At 67.9% G+C, this 17,200-nt stretch carries 18 protein-coding genes; 12 read left to right on the forward strand and 6 right to left on the reverse strand.

Features of this window, described 5'->3' with window-relative positions:
* Positions 1-8 precede the first annotated feature (8 nt).
* The 4 genes from ACI766_RS15115 to ACI766_RS15130 all read left to right on the forward strand — a co-directional run bounded on the left by ACI766_RS15115 (position 9) and on the right by ACI766_RS15130 (position 3,288).
* Entirely contained in the window at positions 9-914 is a 906-nt protein-coding gene (locus tag ACI766_RS15115; RefSeq protein ID WP_003102141.1) for a LysR family transcriptional regulator, read from the forward strand.
* Positions 915-1,061: 147 nt separating this feature from the next.
* Positions 1,062-1,490 (forward strand): nuclear transport factor 2 family protein, encoded by a 429-nt coding sequence (locus ACI766_RS15120; protein ID WP_003102139.1) that lies wholly within the window; start codon positions 1,062-1,064, stop codon positions 1,488-1,490.
* 332 nt (positions 1,491-1,822) lie between these two features.
* Entirely contained in the window at positions 1,823-2,923 is a 1,101-nt protein-coding gene (locus ACI766_RS15125; protein ID WP_003113628.1) for an NAD(P)-dependent alcohol dehydrogenase, read from the forward strand.
* A gap of 125 nt (positions 2,924-3,048) precedes the next feature.
* Positions 3,049-3,288 (forward strand): DUF2790 domain-containing protein, encoded by a 240-nt coding sequence (locus tag ACI766_RS15130; RefSeq protein WP_003102137.1) that lies wholly within the window; start codon positions 3,049-3,051, stop codon positions 3,286-3,288.
* 167 nt (positions 3,289-3,455) lie between these two features.
* On the opposite strand, the gene ada is transcribed toward ACI766_RS15130, so the two are convergent.
* Positions 3,456-4,532 carry a bifunctional DNA-binding transcriptional regulator/O6-methylguanine-DNA methyltransferase Ada gene (gene ada, locus ACI766_RS15135; RefSeq protein WP_003122790.1) on the reverse strand — a complete coding sequence of 359 codons (1,077 nt, stop codon included), beginning with the start codon at positions 4,530-4,532 and terminating at the stop codon, positions 3,456-3,458.
* A gap of 191 nt (positions 4,533-4,723) precedes the next feature.
* On the opposite strand from ada, the gene ACI766_RS15140 reads away from it, so the two are divergent.
* Positions 4,724-5,698, forward strand: coding sequence for a hypothetical protein (locus ACI766_RS15140; RefSeq protein ID WP_087823899.1), 975 nt, complete (start codon positions 4,724-4,726; stop codon positions 5,696-5,698).
* Here ACI766_RS15140 and ACI766_RS15145 read toward each other — a convergent pair.
* Together ACI766_RS15145 and ACI766_RS15150 are read right to left on the reverse strand one after the other, a co-directional pair.
* Positions 5,683-6,480 carry a putative hydro-lyase gene (locus ACI766_RS15145; protein ID WP_003120275.1) on the reverse strand — a complete coding sequence of 266 codons (798 nt, stop codon included), beginning with the start codon at positions 6,478-6,480 and terminating at the stop codon, positions 5,683-5,685. The two genes, ACI766_RS15140 and ACI766_RS15145, sit on opposite strands and share 16 nt — an antisense overlap.
* A 106-nt stretch (positions 6,481-6,586) precedes the next feature.
* A complete protein-coding gene (locus ACI766_RS15150; protein ID WP_003102114.1) occupies positions 6,587-7,540 on the reverse strand; it encodes a LysR family transcriptional regulator in 954 nt (317 codons plus the stop codon).
* A gap of 254 nt (positions 7,541-7,794) precedes the next feature.
* On the opposite strand from ACI766_RS15150, the gene ACI766_RS15155 reads away from it, so the two are divergent.
* From ACI766_RS15155 to ACI766_RS15180, 6 genes are all read left to right on the forward strand, one after another.
* Positions 7,795-9,066, forward strand: coding sequence for an MFS transporter (locus ACI766_RS15155; protein ID WP_003102111.1), 1,272 nt, complete (start codon positions 7,795-7,797; stop codon positions 9,064-9,066).
* Between the two features lie 24 nt (positions 9,067-9,090).
* Positions 9,091-10,320 carry an OprD family porin gene (locus ACI766_RS15160; RefSeq protein WP_023089851.1) on the forward strand — a complete coding sequence of 410 codons (1,230 nt, stop codon included), beginning with the start codon at positions 9,091-9,093 and terminating at the stop codon, positions 10,318-10,320.
* A 32-nt stretch (positions 10,321-10,352) separates the two neighbouring features.
* Positions 10,353-11,096 carry a 5-oxoprolinase subunit PxpA gene (locus tag ACI766_RS15165; RefSeq protein WP_003161852.1) on the forward strand — a complete coding sequence of 248 codons (744 nt, stop codon included), beginning with the start codon at positions 10,353-10,355 and terminating at the stop codon, positions 11,094-11,096.
* Positions 11,093-11,806 carry a 5-oxoprolinase subunit B family protein gene (locus tag ACI766_RS15170; RefSeq protein ID WP_023128914.1) on the forward strand — a complete coding sequence of 238 codons (714 nt, stop codon included), beginning with the start codon at positions 11,093-11,095 and terminating at the stop codon, positions 11,804-11,806. Before ACI766_RS15165 ends, ACI766_RS15170 begins: the two co-directional genes overlap by 4 nt.
* Positions 11,803-12,744: a biotin-dependent carboxyltransferase family protein gene (locus ACI766_RS15175; RefSeq protein ID WP_003118506.1), complete on the forward strand. Its 942-nt coding sequence runs from the start codon at positions 11,803-11,805 to the stop codon at positions 12,742-12,744. The genes ACI766_RS15170 and ACI766_RS15175 overlap by 4 nt, the downstream gene beginning before the upstream one ends.
* A gap of 67 nt (positions 12,745-12,811) precedes the next feature.
* Positions 12,812-13,288: a DUF4142 domain-containing protein gene (locus ACI766_RS15180; protein WP_003106158.1), complete on the forward strand. Its 477-nt coding sequence runs from the start codon at positions 12,812-12,814 to the stop codon at positions 13,286-13,288.
* Between the two features lie 18 nt (positions 13,289-13,306).
* Here the strand turns inward: ACI766_RS15180 and ACI766_RS15185 are convergent, their stop codons facing one another.
* Positions 13,307-15,079: a thiamine pyrophosphate-requiring protein gene (locus ACI766_RS15185; protein ID WP_003088823.1), complete on the reverse strand. Its 1,773-nt coding sequence runs from the start codon at positions 15,077-15,079 to the stop codon at positions 13,307-13,309.
* A 170-nt stretch (positions 15,080-15,249) separates the two neighbouring features.
* Here ACI766_RS15185 and ACI766_RS15190 point away from each other — a divergent pair, with 170 nt between their 5' ends.
* Complete coding sequence (locus ACI766_RS15190) at positions 15,250-15,648, forward strand: four-helix bundle copper-binding protein (RefSeq protein ID WP_003106156.1); 399 nt, start codon at positions 15,250-15,252, stop codon at positions 15,646-15,648.
* A gap of 91 nt (positions 15,649-15,739) precedes the next feature.
* Here the strand turns inward: ACI766_RS15190 and ACI766_RS15195 are convergent, their stop codons facing one another.
* Together ACI766_RS15195 and ACI766_RS15200 are read right to left on the reverse strand one after the other, a co-directional pair.
* Positions 15,740-16,474: an alanyl-tRNA editing protein gene (locus ACI766_RS15195; RefSeq protein WP_003106155.1), complete on the reverse strand. Its 735-nt coding sequence runs from the start codon at positions 16,472-16,474 to the stop codon at positions 15,740-15,742.
* On the reverse strand, positions 16,471-17,166 hold the full coding sequence (locus ACI766_RS15200; protein ID WP_003120270.1) for a serine O-acetyltransferase: 696 nt from the start codon (positions 17,164-17,166) through the stop codon (positions 16,471-16,473). Before ACI766_RS15200 ends, ACI766_RS15195 begins: the two co-directional genes overlap by 4 nt.
* Positions 17,167-17,200: the final 34 nt, after the last annotated feature.

The following is a 17,200-nucleotide window of genomic DNA, read 5'->3' on the forward strand; positions in this document are numbered from 1 at the left end:
GATTATTCATGAAGCTGAACTTGCAGCAGCTCGACCTCAACCTGCTTCTGGTCTTCGATGCCCTGATGCGCGAACGCAACCTGTCGCGCGCGGCGATCCGCCTGCATCGCAGCCAGCCGGCGGTGAGCAACGCCCTCGCCCGCCTGCGCGAGCAGCTCGACCAGCCGCTGTTCCGGCGCACCGCCAAGGGCCTGGAACCCACCGCCGCCGCCCTCGCCCTGTACGTGCCGGTGCGCCAGGCCCTGCATCTGCTGCAGGCCGGCCTTGGCTCCCAGGAAACCTTCGATCCGCACACTGCGCGGACCTTTCGCCTGACGATGAACGACTATGCCCAGTTGCGCCTGCTGCCGGGCCTGGTGACCCGCCTGAAGACCCTGGCCCCGCGGGTGACGCTGGAGGTACGTCCCGACGAAGGCGCCTCGATCCCGGCGCAACTGGCCAGCGGCGAACTCGACCTGGCGATCGACTACCTGTACTTCGACGAGCCCGAGCTGGCCTACCGGCCGGTCGGCGAGGAACGCCTGGTGGTGATCGCCCGGCAGGGCCATCCGGCCTTCCGCGGCGGCCTCGACCGCGCGGCCTACGAGGCCGCGCAGCACGTCTCGATCCTGCCGCGGGTCGGGCGCGGCAGTCCGCTGGAGATCGTCCTCGGCTCGGCCAGGGTACAGCGCCAGGTGCAATTGCTGGTGCCTCACTACCTGACCATCCCGGCCATCGTCGCCAGCACCGAGCTGCTCGGCACCGTGCCACGCCGCCTGGCCGAGCGCTTCGCCGGCAGCCATGGTTTGCAACTGGCGGACGTCCCCTTCGAGATGGCCCCGGTGCAGGTCAACCTGATCTGGCATCGCCAGCAGGAAGCGACGCCCGGCCTGCAATGGCTGCGCGAGCAGATCGTGCAGATCGAACAGGGCTGAGTCATAGGTTGCGCGCGAGGATCAGTCTTCCGTCACTTTCGATCATTGAGCGAGGCCTTTCCCACAACCTATGGTGAGGCTCCGCCCCGCAACCGGCCCCAGGCCGCCCCGGGGATACAGTCCAGCACCCGCCAGAGGAGCCACCGTATGACCAGCCTGCCGCTCGAAGCCAACGCCGCCGCCACCCTCGCCGAATGGCACGGGCTGATCGCCCGCCGCGACCTCTCCGGGTTGCCGCGCCTGCTGCACCCCGATGCCGTGTTCCGCTCGCCGATGGCGCACAAGCCGTATGCCGGCGCACCGGTGGTCTCGATGATCCTGAATACCGTGCTCACGGTCTTCGAGGATTTCGCCTATCACCGCCAGTTGGCCAGCGCCGACGGCCGCAGCGTGGTGCTGGAATTCAGCGCACGGGTCGGCGAACGCGAACTGAAAGGCATCGACATGATCCGCTTCGACGACGACGGCCGGATCGTCGACTTCGAAGTGATGGTCCGTCCCATGAGCGGCCTCCAGGCCCTCGGCGAGGAGATGGGCCGGCGCCTGGCCTCCTATCTGGCCGCGAGCAAGGCCTGAGGCGATAGCCTTTGGGCCAAGGCCCGACGCTGCCTTTGCCAAGAGCGCAGCGTCGGCCCGCCGCGGCGAACTCCCGACATGGGTGCAACGCCCCCGCCCTCCCGCGTTCAGCGTCGACCCAAGCCACAGCGAAGGGGCTTGGGTAGTTCCGCAGCGAACCGGGCGAGGACATTTCCCAGCAAAAACGCCAGGTCGGTACTTCGCGAACCCGCGTCCATCGCGGCCATGACCCATATCAAGGACATCGGACGGCAATTCCGCCACTGTCCTGGCATCCGTCCGTTCTTTCCTGCCCCGTGCCGCCCCAGGGCCTCCACCCGTGAGGATGCTCCATGAGCAAGATGATGAAAGCCGCCGTATTCATCCAGCCCGGCCGTATCGAGCTGGTCGACAAGCCGATTCCCGACGTGGGGCCGAACGATGCATTGGTGCGCATCACCACCACCACGCTCTGCGGCACCGACGTGCACATCCTCAAGGGCGAGTATCCGGTCGCGCCCGGCCTGACGGTGGGCCACGAGCCGGTCGGGATCATCGAAAAGCTCGGCAGCGCGGTGGTCGGCTACCGCGAAGGCCAACGCGTGATCGCCGGTGCCATCTGCCCCAACTTCAACTCCTATGCCGCCCAGGACGGCGTACCGTCGCAGGACGGCAGCTACCTGGTGGAATCCGGCCGTTGCGCCTGCCATGGCTACAAGGCGACCGCCGGTTGGCGCTTCGGCAACCTGATCGACGGCACCCAGGCCGAGTATGTGCTGGTTCCCGACGCTCAGGCCAACCTTGCCCCCATACCCGATGGTCTCAGCGACGAACAGGTGCTGATGTGTCCGGACATCATGTCCACGGGCTTCAAGGGCGCGGAGAACGCCAACATCCGCATCGGCGATAGCGTGGCGATCTTCGCCCAGGGTCCCATAGGCCTGTGCGCCACCGCCGGCGCCCGGCTGCTGGGCGCCAGCACGATCATCGCCATCGACGGCAACGCCCATCGCCTCGATATCGCCCGTGGAATGGGCGCCGACGTCACGCTGAACTTCAGGGAGTGCGACGTGATCGAGGAAATTCTCAAACTCACCGGCGGGCGCGGCGTGGATGCTTCGATCGAGGCACTCGGTACGCAATCGACCTTCGAGACCGCCCTGAGGGTGCTCAAGCCCGGCGGCACCCTTTCCAGCCTCGGGGTCTATTCGGAAGACCTGACGATTCCGTTGTCGGCCTTCGCCGCCGGCCTCGGCGACCACCGGATCAATACCGCGCTGTGCCCCGGCGGCAAGGAGCGCATGCGCCGACTGCTCAATATCGTGGCTTCGGGCCGGGTCAACCTCGGGCCTTTGGTCAGCCACGAATACCGCCTCGACGACATCGTCGCCGCTTACGACCTGTTCGCCAACCAGCGTGACAACGTACTGAAGGTGGCGATCAAGCCGCACTGAGACCGTCATCCTATACTGCTGGACGGAGGTGGCGAACCCGTCGCGAACGACGAAGCGGGTTCCACCCATGGCGTCGGCGGCGCCCTTGCGCCGTCGCTTCGCGGGGGAATGGAGAGAAACCGTCCATGAACCGAGCCAGGCTCTACCTCTGCTGCGTCACGCTGCTGGCGCCGGTCATCGCCGGCGCGGCGACTGCCGACTACGTCTACGGCATGCCGCTGGACGTGGCCAGGGTGCTGAGCGTCGACGAGGCGCCCAGCGATACCTGCCAGGTGGTGCGCGCCACCCTGGTATACCTGGACTCCCACGGCGAGCGCCAGGTGTTGCACTACCTGAAGCAGGCGCGTACGTGCAGCAACGAATGAAACCACGATAGGAAAGGACGAACGGTCAGGGTTGTCGTTTCATTTCACGAAATTTTCACCCCTGACATGGATACTGGAACCAGCTGAAGGACCAGCGCCCCATTGCATAGAGCCCACCATCGAGTGGGCTTTTTGCATTCCGGGCCGCGTATCGCCTGGCCTTGGGTTCAATCCCGCTCTTCCCTGCGCAGCAGTTCGCGCTTGCGCTCCACGCCCCAGCGGTAGCCGGAAATGTCGCCGTCGCGACGTACCACCCGGTGGCAGGGAATCGCCACCGCGATCCGGTTCGCCGCGCAGGCCTGCGCCACCGCGCGCACCGCTCGCGGCGCGCCGATCCGTTCGGCGATCTGCGCGTAGCTCGCCGTGCTGCCCGGCGGTATTTCCCGCAGTGCCTGCCAGACCCGTTCCTGGAACGCCGTACCGCGTACGTCCAGCGGCAGGTCCAGTCCCAGTTGAGGCGACTCGACGAAGCCCACCACCTGCGCCACCAGCCGTTCGAAGTCGGCGTCGCCGCCGAGTAGCTGGGCGCGCGGGAACTGGTCCTGCAACTCGCGCAGCAATGGCTCCGGCTCCTCGCCGAGGAGGATCGCGCAGATGCCGCGCTGGCTCTGCGCCACCAGGATCGCGCCCAGCGAGCACTGGCCGATGGCGAAACGGATCGCCGCGCCGGCGCCGCCATCGCGGTAATCGCGCGGGCGCATGCCGAGGCGTTGCGACGAGGACTCGTAGAAGCGGCTGTTGGAGTTGAAACCGGAGTCGTAGATCGCCTCGGTCACCGAGGCGGACGCCTGGCCCAGGCGCTCGCGCAGGCGCCGGGCACGATAGGCCGAGGCGTAGGCCTTGGGCGTCAGGCCGGTTTCGGCCTTGAACAGACGATGGAAGTGGAACGGACTCATGCCCAGTCGGGCGGCCAGCGCCTCCAGTGCCGGCGGCGTCTCCGCCGTCTCGATCATCCGGCAGGCCTGCGCCACCCGCTCGGCGCGCTGCTCCGCCGCCAGGCTGCGGTCGCCGGCGGCGCGCCGGCTGGGCCGATAGCCGGCGGCCTCGGCGGCCTCGGCAGTGGCGAAGAACTCGACGTTCTCGCGCCTGGGCCGACGCGCCGAGGAACTCGGGCGGCAATAGACCCCGGTGGTCTTCACCGCATAGACGAACGCCCCGTCCGCCGCCGCGTCGCGCGCCAGCACGGCGGCCCAGCGCTGTTCGTCGGTGTGGTAGGCGTTGCAAGGATCGAGCTGCTGGCTCATGGCGTTTCCCCTGTGGGAGCGGATGATGCCCGCAGACTAATTCGCCATTCAAGCGCAAGAACTCCGGTTCTTGCGCTTGAATTCGAGCAAGGCCATGTGCCCGGCTTCGGCAGGTGCGGAAGGCCGTCGGCTTGCCTACCCATCGCCACGCGCCATAATGGCCCGCTCGAACCGGCGGAAGGATTGGGAACATGGCGTTCAAACGGATAGCACTGGCCTACTGCGTGCAACTGGATCGGGTGATCTCCATCGCCAGCGCCCGCCGCGAATACTTCTCCCAGGCCGAGCCGCGCAAACGCTTCGATTTCCTCTGCTCCAGCGAAGGGTGCCGGGCACAGGGGATCAAGGTATCGGCGAGCAACTACGACAAGCTGCCGCAGGACACCCGCAAGGCCGCGCACTTCAGCAAGTTCCCGCACTCCACCCACCTGTCGGATTGCGAATGGTTCGTCGAGGAGGACGCTCTGCGCCCGGGCGAGTCCGCCGAGGATGCCGGCCAGCGGCGCATCCGCGACAAGCTGGATGCCTACGTCGAGGAGTTCGACCCGGCCATTGCCGAGGAGGCCGCGCCGCCGCAAGCGGACCCGGACGCCGAGGGACAGCCGCCGGCCTCCGCCGCAGTGCGCACCGACGCTCCCGCCGCGCCTCGGCAGAGAACGCAACGGCCACGGCGCACCCGCGATTTCGAACTGCTCGTCGACACCTTCCGCCAGGCCCGCGCCGAGCTGCCGGCGGAAGAGTTCAAGCAACTGGACATCCGCATCAGCGGCCTCGGCCGGATACCGCTGCGCGCCTATTTCCAGCACATCGGCTATGCCACCCCGGGCAGCGCCGGCAAGGTATTCTACGGCGGCGCCGACCTGGTCCGGCGCTACGGTGCGCCGAGCCGGCCGCAGGGCTTCCGCTTCAAGTTCCGCGACCGCATCGACGGCAAGCCGGTATTCCTCTACGTCGCTCCGGAAACCTTGCAGGGCTATCCGCATCGGCGCTACCTCGAAGACATCCTCGGTTGCGCCGAAACGGTGCGCTACTTCACCCTCTACGCCCTCGGGCGGCTCATCGAAGCGCCGAGCGGCAAGAGCTACAGCCTGGAGCCGGATGCCCTGCGCCACCTGGCGATCATCCCCGGTCCGGCGAAGGACGACGCCCCTCAGAGCTCGTCGTAGAGTCGGTCGCTGACCAGCATGTGCCCCGGCGCGTGACTGATGTACAGCTCCGGCTGAACCTCGGCGAGCACCGCCTGGGGCGTGACCCCGCAGGCCCAGAACAGCGGGATCTCGTCCGCCGCGAGCGGCACCGGGTCGCCGTAGTCGGGCCGCGCCAGGTCGCGGATGCCGATCAGCGCCGGATCGCCCAGGTGCAGCGGTGCGCCATGGGTCATAGGGAAGCGGCTGGTGACCTGGATCGCCCGGATCGCCTCGGCGGCCTTCAACGGCCGCATCGATACCACCGTGGGCCCGGCCAGGCGACCGCTCGGCCGGGTAGCGATGGAGCTGCGGTACATCGCCACGTTGCGCCCCAGCTCGAGGTGGCGCAGGCCGATGCCGGCGTCGAGCAACGCCTGTTCGAAGGAGAACGAGCAGCCGATGGCGAAGGCGACGAAATCCGCTTCCCAGAAGGTGCCGATGTCGCTCACCTCGACGGGCTCCTGACCGCGTCGATGCACCCTGTAGCGCGGCAGGTCGCTGCGCACGTCGATATCCGCGCCGAGCCTGGCGAAGTGCGGCGAGCCGGGTTCGCTGACGTCGAGCAGCGGGCAGGCCCGGGGGTTCAGGGCACAGAAGCGAAGGAACTCGTCGGCCCAGGATTTCTGCAGGATCACCAGGTTGGCCTGCAGGTGGCGCTGGCCGAGGCCGCTGGTATGGCCGGTGTAGTCGCCGCGGCGGATCAGTTGGCGCAGGACCGGCGGCGGCAGTTGCGCGAGTTCGTGGAAGGTCGGTTCGGGCATGGCGGCTCCGTGCGCTGGCGGACGTCGTTGTTGGCAGGTTTGTAGAAGCGGACGGCGGTCAGCGTCCAACGAGATTTTTCCGCCGGGGGCGATCGGAAAATCCGAATCAGCGCGAACGCAGCCGCCCCACTCCTTTCTTCAGCGGCGCCAGGAGCATGCACTCCGGGCCGACGTTGGCCGCGTAGTCGGCCAACACCGCCTTGCTCAGCTCCACCACTTCGTCCACCAGTTCCAGGCCGGTGCCGCCGCGCCAGGACACCACCACCGGCAGGTTCGGCGGCGGCGGGCCGAGGCGCAGCAGGGTCAGTTCGCCGCGTTCCAGTTCCTGGCTGACCAGCGCCGGCGGCAAGGCGCCGACGCCGAAGCCGTCGCGCAGCAGGCGGGTCATCGCCGCCACCGAGTTCACGCAGTTCAGGCGCGGCGCCGCGACGCCGTTGGCGTGCAGCAGGCCAAGCACGTCCTGGTGCGGCCGCGAGTGCTTGGAGAAGGTCACCACCCGCTCCCGCGCCAGGTCCGCCAGCGAGGCGTAGTCGCGGTGGTAGATCGAGCCGGTGGAAACGATCCAGCGCAGCGGATAGCTGCCCAGTTCGAGGTTCAGCACCGACTCGTGGCGCAGCGAGTCGGTCTGGAAGATCAGGTCCAGGTAGCCCTTCTGCAACTGCTCGGAGAGGTTGCGCGCGGTGTCCGCCATCAGCTCGATCTCCACCGCCGGGAAGGTTTCCGTGACCCTGGCCACCAACGGGCTCAGCCAGGTGTGGATGACCGTGTCCATGGCGCCGATACGAATCCGTCCCTGGGTGCTGGCGCCGGTGTCGAGCGACTGCTTCAGCGCGTGCATGGTGTCCATCATCCGCTCGGCGTAGGCCAGTACCTTGTCGCCTTCCGGGGTCAGGGTCACGCCGCGCGAGTCGCGGACGAACAGTTTCACGCCGAGTTCGTCCTCCAGCACGGCGATCCGGCTGGAAATGGAAGCCTGGGTGCTGAACAGCTTCTCCGCGGTGAGGCGGAAGCTCTTCAGGCGCGCGACCCAGACGAAGGTCTCGAGGAATTTCAGGTTCATGTGGCGGGTACCGACGGGCGAGGGACACAAGGTGGCGGGAGCGAGCAGCTTCCATGCCAGCGCCCACCTTCCGGCGGCACATGATCGACGCATGACGGCCTGCTCCGCCATCGAAATTTCTTATCCCCGGCGGCCGCATAAATTAGTTGGACGCTCGCTGGCCAGCCTCGAAGAATGCGACCACCGGGTGCGACGGCGCCCACCGAATCTTCATAACACCAATAACGACGATCGGTGCCCCCATGGAAAAACACATGACCCTCGACGCCGGCCCGGACGCTTCCCGGGACGGTCATTTCGGCTGGTATCGCGCCCTCGACAAGCAGGAACGCCGGGCCTTCTGGAGCTGCAAGATCGGCTACGGCCTGGACGGCATGGACACCCAGATGCTCAGCTTCGTGATCCCTACCCTGATCGCCCTGTGGGGGATCGGCACCGGCGAAGCCGGCTTCATCCACACCATGACCCTGCTCGCCTCCGCCGCCGGCGGCTGGATCGCCGGGATCCTCTCCGACCGCATCGGCCGGGTGCTGACCCTGCAACTGACGGTGCTCTGGTTCGCCTTCTTCACCTTCCTCTGCGGCCTCGCGCAGAACTACGAGCAGTTGCTGGTCGCACGGACCCTGATGGGCTTCGGCTTCGGTGGCGAATGGACCGCCGGCGCGGTACTCATCGGCGAAGTGATCAAGGCCCGCGACCGCGGCAAGGCGGTCGGCCTGGTGCAGTCCGGCTGGGCCATCGGCTGGGGCCTCACCGCCATCCTATACTCGCTGATGTTCAGCCTGCTGCCGCCGGAAGAGGCCTGGCGCGCGCTGTTCATGCTCGGCCTGTTGCCGGCGCTGTTCGTCCTGGTGGTACGCCGGCTGGTCAAGGAACCGGAGATCTACCGCGAGGCCAGGCAACGCAACCAGGGCGCCGACAAGGTCAGCTTCTACGAGATCTTCGCCCCCGGGATGCTCAGCATCACCCTGCGCGCCTCGCTGCTGACCACCGGCGCGCTCGGCGGCTACTACGCCATCACCGCCTGGCTGCCGACCTTCCTCAAGACCGAACGCGGGCTGACCGTGCTCGGCACCAGCGGCTACCTGGCGATGGTGATCCTCGGCTCCTACGTCGGCTACGTGGTCAGTGCCTTCCTCACCGACCTGATCGGGCGCAAGAAGAACTTCGTCCTGTTCGCCGTCGGCTCCTTCACCGTGGTCCTGCTCTACACCCAGTTGCCGGTGAGCAACGGCGCCATGCTCTGGCTCGGCTTCCCGCTCGGCTTCTTCGCCTCGGGCATCTTCAGCGGCATGGGCTCGTTCCTCACCGAACTGTTCCCAACCCGCATCCGCGGCTCCGGCCAGGGCTTCTGCTACAACGCCGGGCGCGCCATCGCCGCGCTGTTCCCGATGCTGATCGGCATGCTCGGCCAGAAGCTCTCGCTGGGCCTGGGGATCGGCGCCTTCGCCGCGGTCTCCTACGGCGTGGTGATCCTCGCCGCCCTCAGCCTGCCGGAAACCCGCGGCAAGCAACTGGAACTCTGAGCCGTCGACCGAGGAAATCCCAGCATGCATCCCACTCCCCGCCTGGCTGCCGCGCTGCTCGCCGGCAGCGGGCTGGGCTGGCCGCTGCTCGCCCAGGCCGACCTGGTCGAGGACAGCCACGCCAGCCTCGAACTGCGCAACTTCTACTTCAATCGCGACTTCCGCCAGAGCGGCGCGCGCGACAACGCCGACGAATGGGCGCAGGGCTTCCTCCTGCGCCTGGAGTCCGGCTTCAGCGAAGGCACCGTCGGCTTCGGCGTCGACGCCATCGGCCTGCTCGGCTTCAAGCTCGACTCCGGCAGCGGCAGCGGAGGAACCGGGCTGCTGCCGGCCGACGGCTCCGCCGGCGGCTCCCAGGATGACTACGCCAAGCTCGGCCTGACCGCCAAGGCGCGGGTCTCCAACAGCCTGCTCAAGGTCGGCGCGCTGCACTTCAAGAGCCCGCTGGTCTCGGCCAACGACACCCGCCTGCTGCCGGAACTGTTCCGTGGCGCGCTGCTCGACGTGCAGGAGATCGACGGCCTGACCCTGCGCGGCGCGCACCTGGACCGCAACAAGCTGAACAGCTCCAGCGACTACCAGGTGTTCAGCGCCAACCGCATCGGCGGGCGCAGCGATGCCTTCGACTTCGCCGGCGGCGACTATCGCCTGACCCCGGCGCTGACCGCCAGCCTGCACCAGGGTCGGCTCAGGGACATCTACCGGCAGACCTTCGCCGGCCTGGTACACACCCTCGACCTCGGCGGACAGCGTTCGCTCAAGAGCGACCTGCGCTTCGCCCGGGCCAGCGAGGACGGCGGCTTCCGCGAACTGGACAACCGCGCCTTCGGCGCCCTCTTCAGCCTGCGCCTGGGCGCCCACGCGGTGGCCGCCGGCTACCAGCGGATCAGTGGCGACGATCCCTATCCCTACATCGCCGGCAGCGACCCGTACCTGGTCAACTTCATCCAGATCGGCGACTTCGGCAACGTCGACGAGCGTTCCTGGCAACTGCGCTACGACTACGATTTCGGCGCGCTCGGCCTGCCCGGCCTGAGCTTCATGAGCCGCTACGTCTCCGGCGACAACGTCGCCCGCGGCGCGGCCAACGACGGCAAGGAATGGGAACGCAACACCGACCTCGGCTACGTGGTGCAGAGCGGGCCGCTGAAGAACCTCGGGGTGAAATGGCGCAACGCCACGGTGCGTTCGAATTTCGCCAACGACCTCGACGAAAATCGCCTGATCCTCAGCTACAGCCTGGCGCTGTGGTGAGGTCCGGCGAGCAATGACCTGAAGGAACCTGCATGAACAACCTGTTGTTGAACTGCGATATCGGCGAGAGCTTCGGTGCCTGGCGCATGGGCCTGGACGCCGAGGTGATGCCGCTGATCGATTGCGCCAACATCGCCTGCGGCTTCCACGCCGGCGATCCCGGCACCATGCGCCGCACCGTGGCCCTGGCGGTGGAGCATGGCGTGCGCATCGGCGCGCACCCCGGCTACCCCGACCTGGTCGGCTTCGGCCGGCGCTCGCTGGCCTGCTCGGCGCAGGAAGTGGAAGACCTGCTGCTCTACCAGATCGGCGCCCTCGACGGACTCTGCCGCGCCCAGGGCACGCGGGTACGCTACGTCAAGCCGCATGGCGCGCTGTACCAGGACATGATGCGCGACCCGGCGATCCTCGCCGCCGTGCTGCGCGCACTGGCGGCCTACGACCGCACCCTGCCGCTGATGCTGATGAGCACCCGCGACAACACCGCGGCGCGCGCGCTGGGCGAGGCCCACGGCATCGAGCTGTGGTTCGAGGCGTTCGCCGACCGCGCCTACGACGGCGCCGGCTACCTGGTCTCGCGCAGCCAGCCCGGCGCGGTACACCACGACGCCGAGACGGTGCTCGCCCAGGCCCTCCTGCTGGCCCGTGGCGGGGCGCTGCGAGCCAGCGACGGCAGCGCCCTGGCGCTGGAGGCGCAGACCCTCTGCGTACACGGCGACAATCCCGCCTCGCTGGCTGCGGTGCGGCGCATCCGCGACGCCCTGGAGGCGGCATGAGCCAACCGCAACCGCGCATCGAGGTGGCCGCCATCGACAGCTTCGTCCTGCGCCTGTTCGAGCGCATCGACGAAGCCAACATGCCCTGGCTGCTGGCGGCGGAGGAAAACCTGCGGGCGGCGTTCGGCGCCGCCCTGCTCGACCTGGTGCCGTCCTACACCACCCTGCTCCTGCAATACGACCTGCTCCAGCTCGACCCTGGCGAGGCCCGCGCGCGGATCGCCGCGGCGCTGTCCGACTTGCGCCCGAAACGCCAGGACGGCGGCCGTCTGCACATCCTGCCGACCTGGTACGACCCGCGGGTCGGCCCCGACCTGGAACCCCTGGCGCGGCGCAAGCAGCTCGGCGTCGCCGAGCTGATCCGCCGCCACAGCCAGCGCGAGTATCGGATCTTCGCCCTCGGTTTCAGCCCCGGCTTCGCCTTCATGGGGCTGGTCGAGGAAGCCCTGGCGGCACCCCGCCTGGCGACTCCCCGGCAACGCATCGCCGCCGGCAGCGTCGGCATCGCCGAGCGCCAGACGGCGGTCTATCCGCAGGCCTCGCCAGGCGGCTGGAACCTGCTCGGGCGCTGCCCGGTGCGCCTGTTCGACCTCACCCTGGACGGCTACAGCCTGCTGCGCGCCGGCGACCGGGTGCGTTTCGAACCCATCGGACACGCCGAATTCGTCCGTCTCGGCGGCGACGACACGCCCCTGGAGGTCCAGGCATGAACGACTCCATCCACGGCGGCCTGCGGGTGTGCCAGAGCACCCCGCTGGTCCAGTTGCAGGATCGCGGCCGCTTCGGTTGCCGCCATCTCGGCGTGACCCAGGGCGGCGCCCTCGACTGGCTGTCCATGGGCTGGGCCAACTGGCTGCTGGGCAATCCCCTGGACGCCGCGGTGATCGAGATCGCCCTCGGCGGTTTCGTCGCCGAATGCCGTGCCGACGGCTGGTTGGCCCTGGCCGGCGGCGATCTCGGCGCGACCCTCGATGGCCAGCCGCTACCGGCCTGGGGCGCGTTCGCCGTGCGCGGCGGCCAGCGCCTGGCCTTCGCCCACCCGCGCCAGGGCGCCCGCGCCTACCTGGCGGCGCCCGGCGGCTTCGCCGGCGAGCGCCAGTTGGGCAGCCTGGCCACGGTGGCCCGCGAAGGCCTGGGCGGCCCCCGCGCCGACGGCAAGGCCCTGGCCGCAGGCGACAGCCTCGGCTGGCTGGCCGATGGCGCGCGACCGCGCGCGCTGCCCCTGCCCAGCGAACGGATCATGGACTGCACCGGCGAAGCGCGCCTGGAGCTGATCCTCGGCGCGCAGATCGGCGACTTCCCGGCCATGAGCCTGTTCGATGCGTTCAACGGCGACTGGCAGGTGGATACACGCGCCGACCGCATGGGCGTACGTCTGCTCGGCCCGCGCCTGGAATGCCGGCAGCAGTCGATGATTTCCGAAGGCATCGCCCTCGGCGCGGTGCAGGTGCCGCCGGACGGTCAGCCGATCGTCCTGCTCAACGACCGGCAGACCATCGGCGGCTACCCCCGTCTCGGCGCCCTCGCCCCGCTGGCGCTGGCGCGCCTGGCGCAATGCCTGCCAGGCCAGCGGGTGCGGCTGCTGCCGACGGTGCAGGAGGCGGCGCACCGCGAGCATCGACGCCTGCTGGCGGCCTGGGACGCATAGGCGGTTTTTTTGAACGGCGCCGTATGGCGAGCGTCCACCGCACACTCGTCCCGTCCGGAGGTTCGCCATGCCCAGTCGCCTGTCACTGATCGCCGCCCTGCTGTTGCCCCTGGCCGTCCAGGCCGAACCCGCTGATACCCGCGCCCTGCTCGCCGACAGCCTGGCCGACAGCCAGGCCCAGGTGGAGGCAGCCGAGCAAGCCATGCGCCGATCCGAAAACAAGGCGGTGCAGCTCTATGCCAAGCGCGTACTCACCGAACAGCAGGAGTTCGACCACCAGTTACGCGCCCTGGCCGGGGAAAAGGCCTTGGCGCTGCCCTCGCCGCGCCAGACCGAACGGCAGGCCGCCGCTCCCGGCGGCTTCGACGAGCGCGGTTTCCTCGACGCGCAGATTCGCCAGCAGGACCGTCTGGTCGCACGCTTCGAGGGAATCGCCCGGGACTCCGCCGATCCCGACCTGCGCCGCTTCGCCGACGAATGGCTGGCGCGCTTCTACCACCACCGCGAACTGGCCGACCAGTTGCGTAGCGGCCGCGCCGACTGAGCGCCGCGACCGCCTTGCTCAGTGCCGCGCGAGGACCTGCCGGGCGCTCTGGCGAATCACCCCCCAGCGCTTGGGATCGTCCTGCAGCATGGCGCCAAGCAGGTGCTTGGCCTGCTCGAAGCTGATGTGCGGCGGCAGCGGCGGCACGTTCGGGTCGGTGACCACCTCCAGCAGCACCGGGCGGTCGGCGGCGAAGGCCTCGGCCCAGGCGGCGTCGATGTCCTCCGGGCGATCCACGCGGATGCCCTTGAAGCCGAGCATGTCCGCATAACGCGCGTAGGGGAAATCGATAACTTCCTGCGCCGGGCTGAACTCCGGGTCGCCGGCCAGGGCACGCTGCTCCCAGGTCACCTGGTTGAGATCGCCGTTGTTCAGCACCAGCACGATGAAGGTCGGCGAGTCCCAGCGCTGCCAGTACTGCTGCACGGTGACCAGTTCGGCGTTGCCGTTCATCTGCATGGCGCCGTCGCCGACCATCGCCACCACCGGCCGCTGCGGATAGGCGAGCTTGGCGGCGATGGCGTAGGGCACGCCGCTGCCCATGGTCGCCAGCTTGCCCGACAGCGAGCCGAGCATGCCCGGGCGCATGCGGATGTCGCGGGCGTACCAGTTGGTATGCGAGCCGCTGTCGCCGCAGAGAATCGCATCGTCCGGCAGTTGCTCCGACAAGGAACGGAATACCCGCTGCGGGTTGATCGGGTCGGCTGGCTCTTCGGCCTGGCGCCGGGCTTCCTCGCGACTGGCCGTCACCGCCCGCTCGACCCGGCGGCGCCAGGCACCGTGCTTTTTCTGCTCGAGCAGCGGCAGCAGGCGCTCCAGGGTTTCCCCTGCATCGCCGAGCAAGGCCTGGTCGATCGGATAGCGGATACCGATGTTGCGCGGATACAGGTCGATCTGCACCGCCCGCGCCTGGCCGGCCTTGGGTAGGAACTCGCTGTAGGGGAAAGTGCTGCCGACGATCAGCAGGGTGTCGCAATGCTCCATCAGCATGCTGCTGGCGCGGGTGCCGAGCAGGCCGATGGAGCCGGTCACGTACGGCAGGTCGTCGGAAACCGCCGCCTTGCCCAGGAGCGCCTTGGCCACTCCGGCGGCCAGGCGCTCGGCGACCGCTTCCAGTTGCCGGTGCGCGCCCAGGGCCCCGGCACCGGCGAGGATCGCCACGCGCCGGCCGCGATTGAGGATCGCCGCGGCGGCCTCCAGGTCGGCGTCGCGCGCGTAGGGTCGCGGCTGGACGAAGCCCACCGCCGACATCACGTGGCCGTGCTCGTGGGGCTGGCGCTTCGGGGCCGCCATCTGTTGCACGTCGTTGGGCACGATCACCGTCGCCACCTGCCGCTCGCCGACCGCCACGCGCAGGGCTCGGTCCAGCACATGGAGCAGTTGTGCCGGGCTGACCACGGTCTCGACATAGGCGGAAACGTCCTTGAACAAGCTCTGCAGATCGACTTCCTGCTGGTAGTCGCTGCCCAACGCGGTAGCCGCCTGCTGGCCGACGATGGCCAGCACCGGCTGATGATCCATGCGCGCGTCGTAGAGCCCGTTCAGCAGGTGGATCGCGCCCGGCCCCGAGGTGGCCAGGCACACCCCAACCTCTCCGGTGAACTTGGCGTGGGCGCCGGCCATGAAGGCCGCCATCTCCTCGTGGCGCACGCGGATATAGTCGAATGCCTCGGCGCGCCGGCCCATGGCGCCCATGATCCCGTTGATGCCATCGCCGGGGTAGCCGAAGACGCGCTTCACCCCCCACTGGCTCAAGCGTTCGAGCAATTGATCGGCAACCGTGCTGGACATTCTCGCCTCCTGGTCGTGTCTGGGGTCGTACCAGTGAGGACTGGCGCCGCGGGCGAGGGTTCAAGGCAATCGAGCGGCGGTGCCGACGGCGAAATCGACTGAACTGTCGGCATCGTCGACCGGCCCAAGGAACAGGGCCCGCATGGGCGCAATCGCCAGGAGGTGCCGCCATGACCCGCGCCATCAACGATCCCGGAAACGAAGACCCCGGCTCCCTGCTGGAAACCGACGCCGACGCCCTGCTCGGCGGTGCCGCCGTCCAGGCGCCGGAAGAGCGCTGCCGGCTCGCGTCCCAGGACTGCATCCGCGCGTGCGAGCGCTACCTGGCGCTCTGCACCGAGTCCAGCAGGGAACAACGCCAGCACGCCGGCGACTGCGCCGACCTCTGCCGCCTCGCCGCCCTGCTGCTGGAGCGCCGCAGCCCATGGGCGCCGGCAGCCTGCGAGCTGGCGGCGCGCTATGCCCTGGCATGCGCGGAGCGTTGCGATGGCGACGAGCCGCTGGAGCGCGAATGTGCGGGTGCCTGCCGGCGCTTCGTCGAGGCCTGTCGGCCGTTGTTGCCGGCCTGAGGCCCTCTGGCATTGCATGGAGCTGCCGGGCGTGGCGAGGGTGACCTGTGGCGTAGAATGGGAAACCGACGGCCATGTCGACGGTAGTCGCTCAACCCAGTACCAGTACCACCCTACGGGTGCGCGCTGATTTCTTCTCCATCTTGGAAACGCGCACCACCCCAACTTCTTCGGTATTCGCCACATGGGTTCCACCGCAAGGCTGCAGGTCGGTGTCTTTAATACTCACCAACCGAACCTGCCCGGCGCCCATCGGAGGTTGGACACTCATGGTGCGCACCAGATCCGGCCTAGCCCGCAGTGCATCGTCGCTCATGGTGTCGATCGAAACCGGATGTGCTGCCTCGACCATTGCCGCCAAGGCGCTATCAATGGCCTCGCGGGACAGCGGTTCACTCGTCACGAAGTCCAGGCGCGCATGCTCATCAGTGATGCTGCACCCATTGACCGGATAGGGCAGGACAGCACAGAGCATGTGCGCTGCGGTATGCAGTCGCATGTGCCGGTAACGACGCACCCAATCGATCTGCGCAAGAACCACCTCGCCAGGCTTCATTGCTCGGAGAACGGTTGCCTGGCCTTCAGCTGGGATATGCAGGATGGCATCCCTGCCAGCACCTGCTTCTGTCCCCTTGCGTGTATCGGCGATCCGGAGCCGCGTGCCATCAGCCAGCGTCAGCCAACCACTGTCTCCAGCCTGGCCACCCCCCTGGGGATAGAAAACGGTCTGGTCGAGCAGCAGGCCATCTTCAACGACATCGGTGATTCTCGCCAAACACTCTTCCCGGTAGGAGTCCTGGAGAAAAAGGGAGGCGGTCTGCGTCATGATGCCTCCATTGGTTGAATTTGGGTCTGCGTGGCTGCCGGCTGTAGTTGCTGAACTATGTGGGGGCCTCGGATGACCTGTAGTTCAGAACGCAGGGTTACGACTGAACCGACAGGGATGTCGTCCTTGATGACACAATGCGGACCGACAAACACATCGTCGCCGATAGCGATGTCACCCAGTACACGCGTGAAGGCCCCGATTTGGACGCGGCTCCCTATGGTGGGGTGACGCTTACCGGCGGGATTAGCCGATATGCCAGTTGCCCCCAATACCACACCTCCGAGGATGTAACAGTCATCACCGATTACCGCTGTCTCGCCAATGACCGTGCCATGCCCATGGTCCAGGATGAATCGACTGCCAATCTTGCATCTTGGGTGGATTTCCGCGCCCGACAGGAGCTTTCCACGAGAGGAGACCAGGAGCGCGGTAGCCTCCAACGCTCTCTCAGGATCGCCTTCAGATGTGCTTCGCAGACACAGCATGTGGGAAAGCCGGTAGTGCAGCACTGCCTTGAACGAGCTGTAGCCAAACGCAATGTCGGATGTCCGTCCCTGTGCGGCTGGATCCTTGCTGGCGAATGCCTGCAGGTCTTCCTCGCACCAACGTCTGGCTTCTTCGAACATCGAATGAGCGACTATCCGCTCCACCAGTTGGGGTGAGCAGCACTCCATCAATGCCGCGCGCATCAGATTACCTACCAGTTTGTCCATCGCATGCGAC

It is taken from the genome of Pseudomonas sp. DL, from assembly GCF_047199225.1.
Lineage (GTDB): Bacteria > Pseudomonadota > Gammaproteobacteria > Pseudomonadales > Pseudomonadaceae > Pseudomonas > Pseudomonas aeruginosa.

What these genes read in the sequence shown, in the direction of transcription:
- ACI766_RS15165 (WP_003161852.1), top strand. Translation starts at nt 10,353, where the DNA reads ATGAACAACCTGTTGTTGAACTGCGATATCGGCGAGAGCTTCGGTGCC.
- ACI766_RS15190 (WP_003106156.1), top strand. Translation starts at nt 15,250, where the DNA reads ATGACCCGCGCCATCAACGATCCCGGAAACGAAGACCCCGGCTCCCTG.
- ACI766_RS15125 (WP_003113628.1), top strand. Translation starts at nt 1,823, where the DNA reads ATGAGCAAGATGATGAAAGCCGCCGTATTCATCCAGCCCGGCCGTATC.
- ACI766_RS15130 (WP_003102137.1), top strand. Translation starts at nt 3,049, where the DNA reads ATGAACCGAGCCAGGCTCTACCTCTGCTGCGTCACGCTGCTGGCGCCG.
- ada (WP_003122790.1), bottom strand. Translation starts at nt 4,532, where the DNA reads ATGAGCCAGCAGCTCGATCCTTGCAACGCCTACCACACCGACGAACAG.
- ACI766_RS15155 (WP_003102111.1), top strand. Translation starts at nt 7,795, where the DNA reads ATGACCCTCGACGCCGGCCCGGACGCTTCCCGGGACGGTCATTTCGGC.
- ACI766_RS15185 (WP_003088823.1), bottom strand. Translation starts at nt 15,079, where the DNA reads ATGTCCAGCACGGTTGCCGATCAATTGCTCGAACGCTTGAGCCAGTGG.
- ACI766_RS15180 (WP_003106158.1), top strand. Translation starts at nt 12,812, where the DNA reads ATGCCCAGTCGCCTGTCACTGATCGCCGCCCTGCTGTTGCCCCTGGCC.
- ACI766_RS15140 (WP_087823899.1), top strand. Translation starts at nt 4,724, where the DNA reads ATGGCGTTCAAACGGATAGCACTGGCCTACTGCGTGCAACTGGATCGG.
- ACI766_RS15160 (WP_023089851.1), top strand. Translation starts at nt 9,091, where the DNA reads ATGCATCCCACTCCCCGCCTGGCTGCCGCGCTGCTCGCCGGCAGCGGG.
- ACI766_RS15195 (WP_003106155.1), bottom strand. Translation starts at nt 16,474, where the DNA reads ATGACGCAGACCGCCTCCCTTTTTCTCCAGGACTCCTACCGGGAAGAG.
- ACI766_RS15150 (WP_003102114.1), bottom strand. Translation starts at nt 7,540, where the DNA reads ATGAACCTGAAATTCCTCGAGACCTTCGTCTGGGTCGCGCGCCTGAAG.
- ACI766_RS15115 (WP_003102141.1), top strand. Translation starts at nt 9, where the DNA reads ATGAAGCTGAACTTGCAGCAGCTCGACCTCAACCTGCTTCTGGTCTTC.
- ACI766_RS15145 (WP_003120275.1), bottom strand. Translation starts at nt 6,480, where the DNA reads ATGCCCGAACCGACCTTCCACGAACTCGCGCAACTGCCGCCGCCGGTC.
- ACI766_RS15170 (WP_023128914.1), top strand. Translation starts at nt 11,093, where the DNA reads ATGAGCCAACCGCAACCGCGCATCGAGGTGGCCGCCATCGACAGCTTC.
- ACI766_RS15175 (WP_003118506.1), top strand. Translation starts at nt 11,803, where the DNA reads ATGAACGACTCCATCCACGGCGGCCTGCGGGTGTGCCAGAGCACCCCG.
- ACI766_RS15120 (WP_003102139.1), top strand. Translation starts at nt 1,062, where the DNA reads ATGACCAGCCTGCCGCTCGAAGCCAACGCCGCCGCCACCCTCGCCGAA.
- ACI766_RS15200 (WP_003120270.1), bottom strand. Translation starts at nt 17,166, where the DNA reads ATGCGCGCGGCATTGATGGAGTGCTGCTCACCCCAACTGGTGGAGCGG.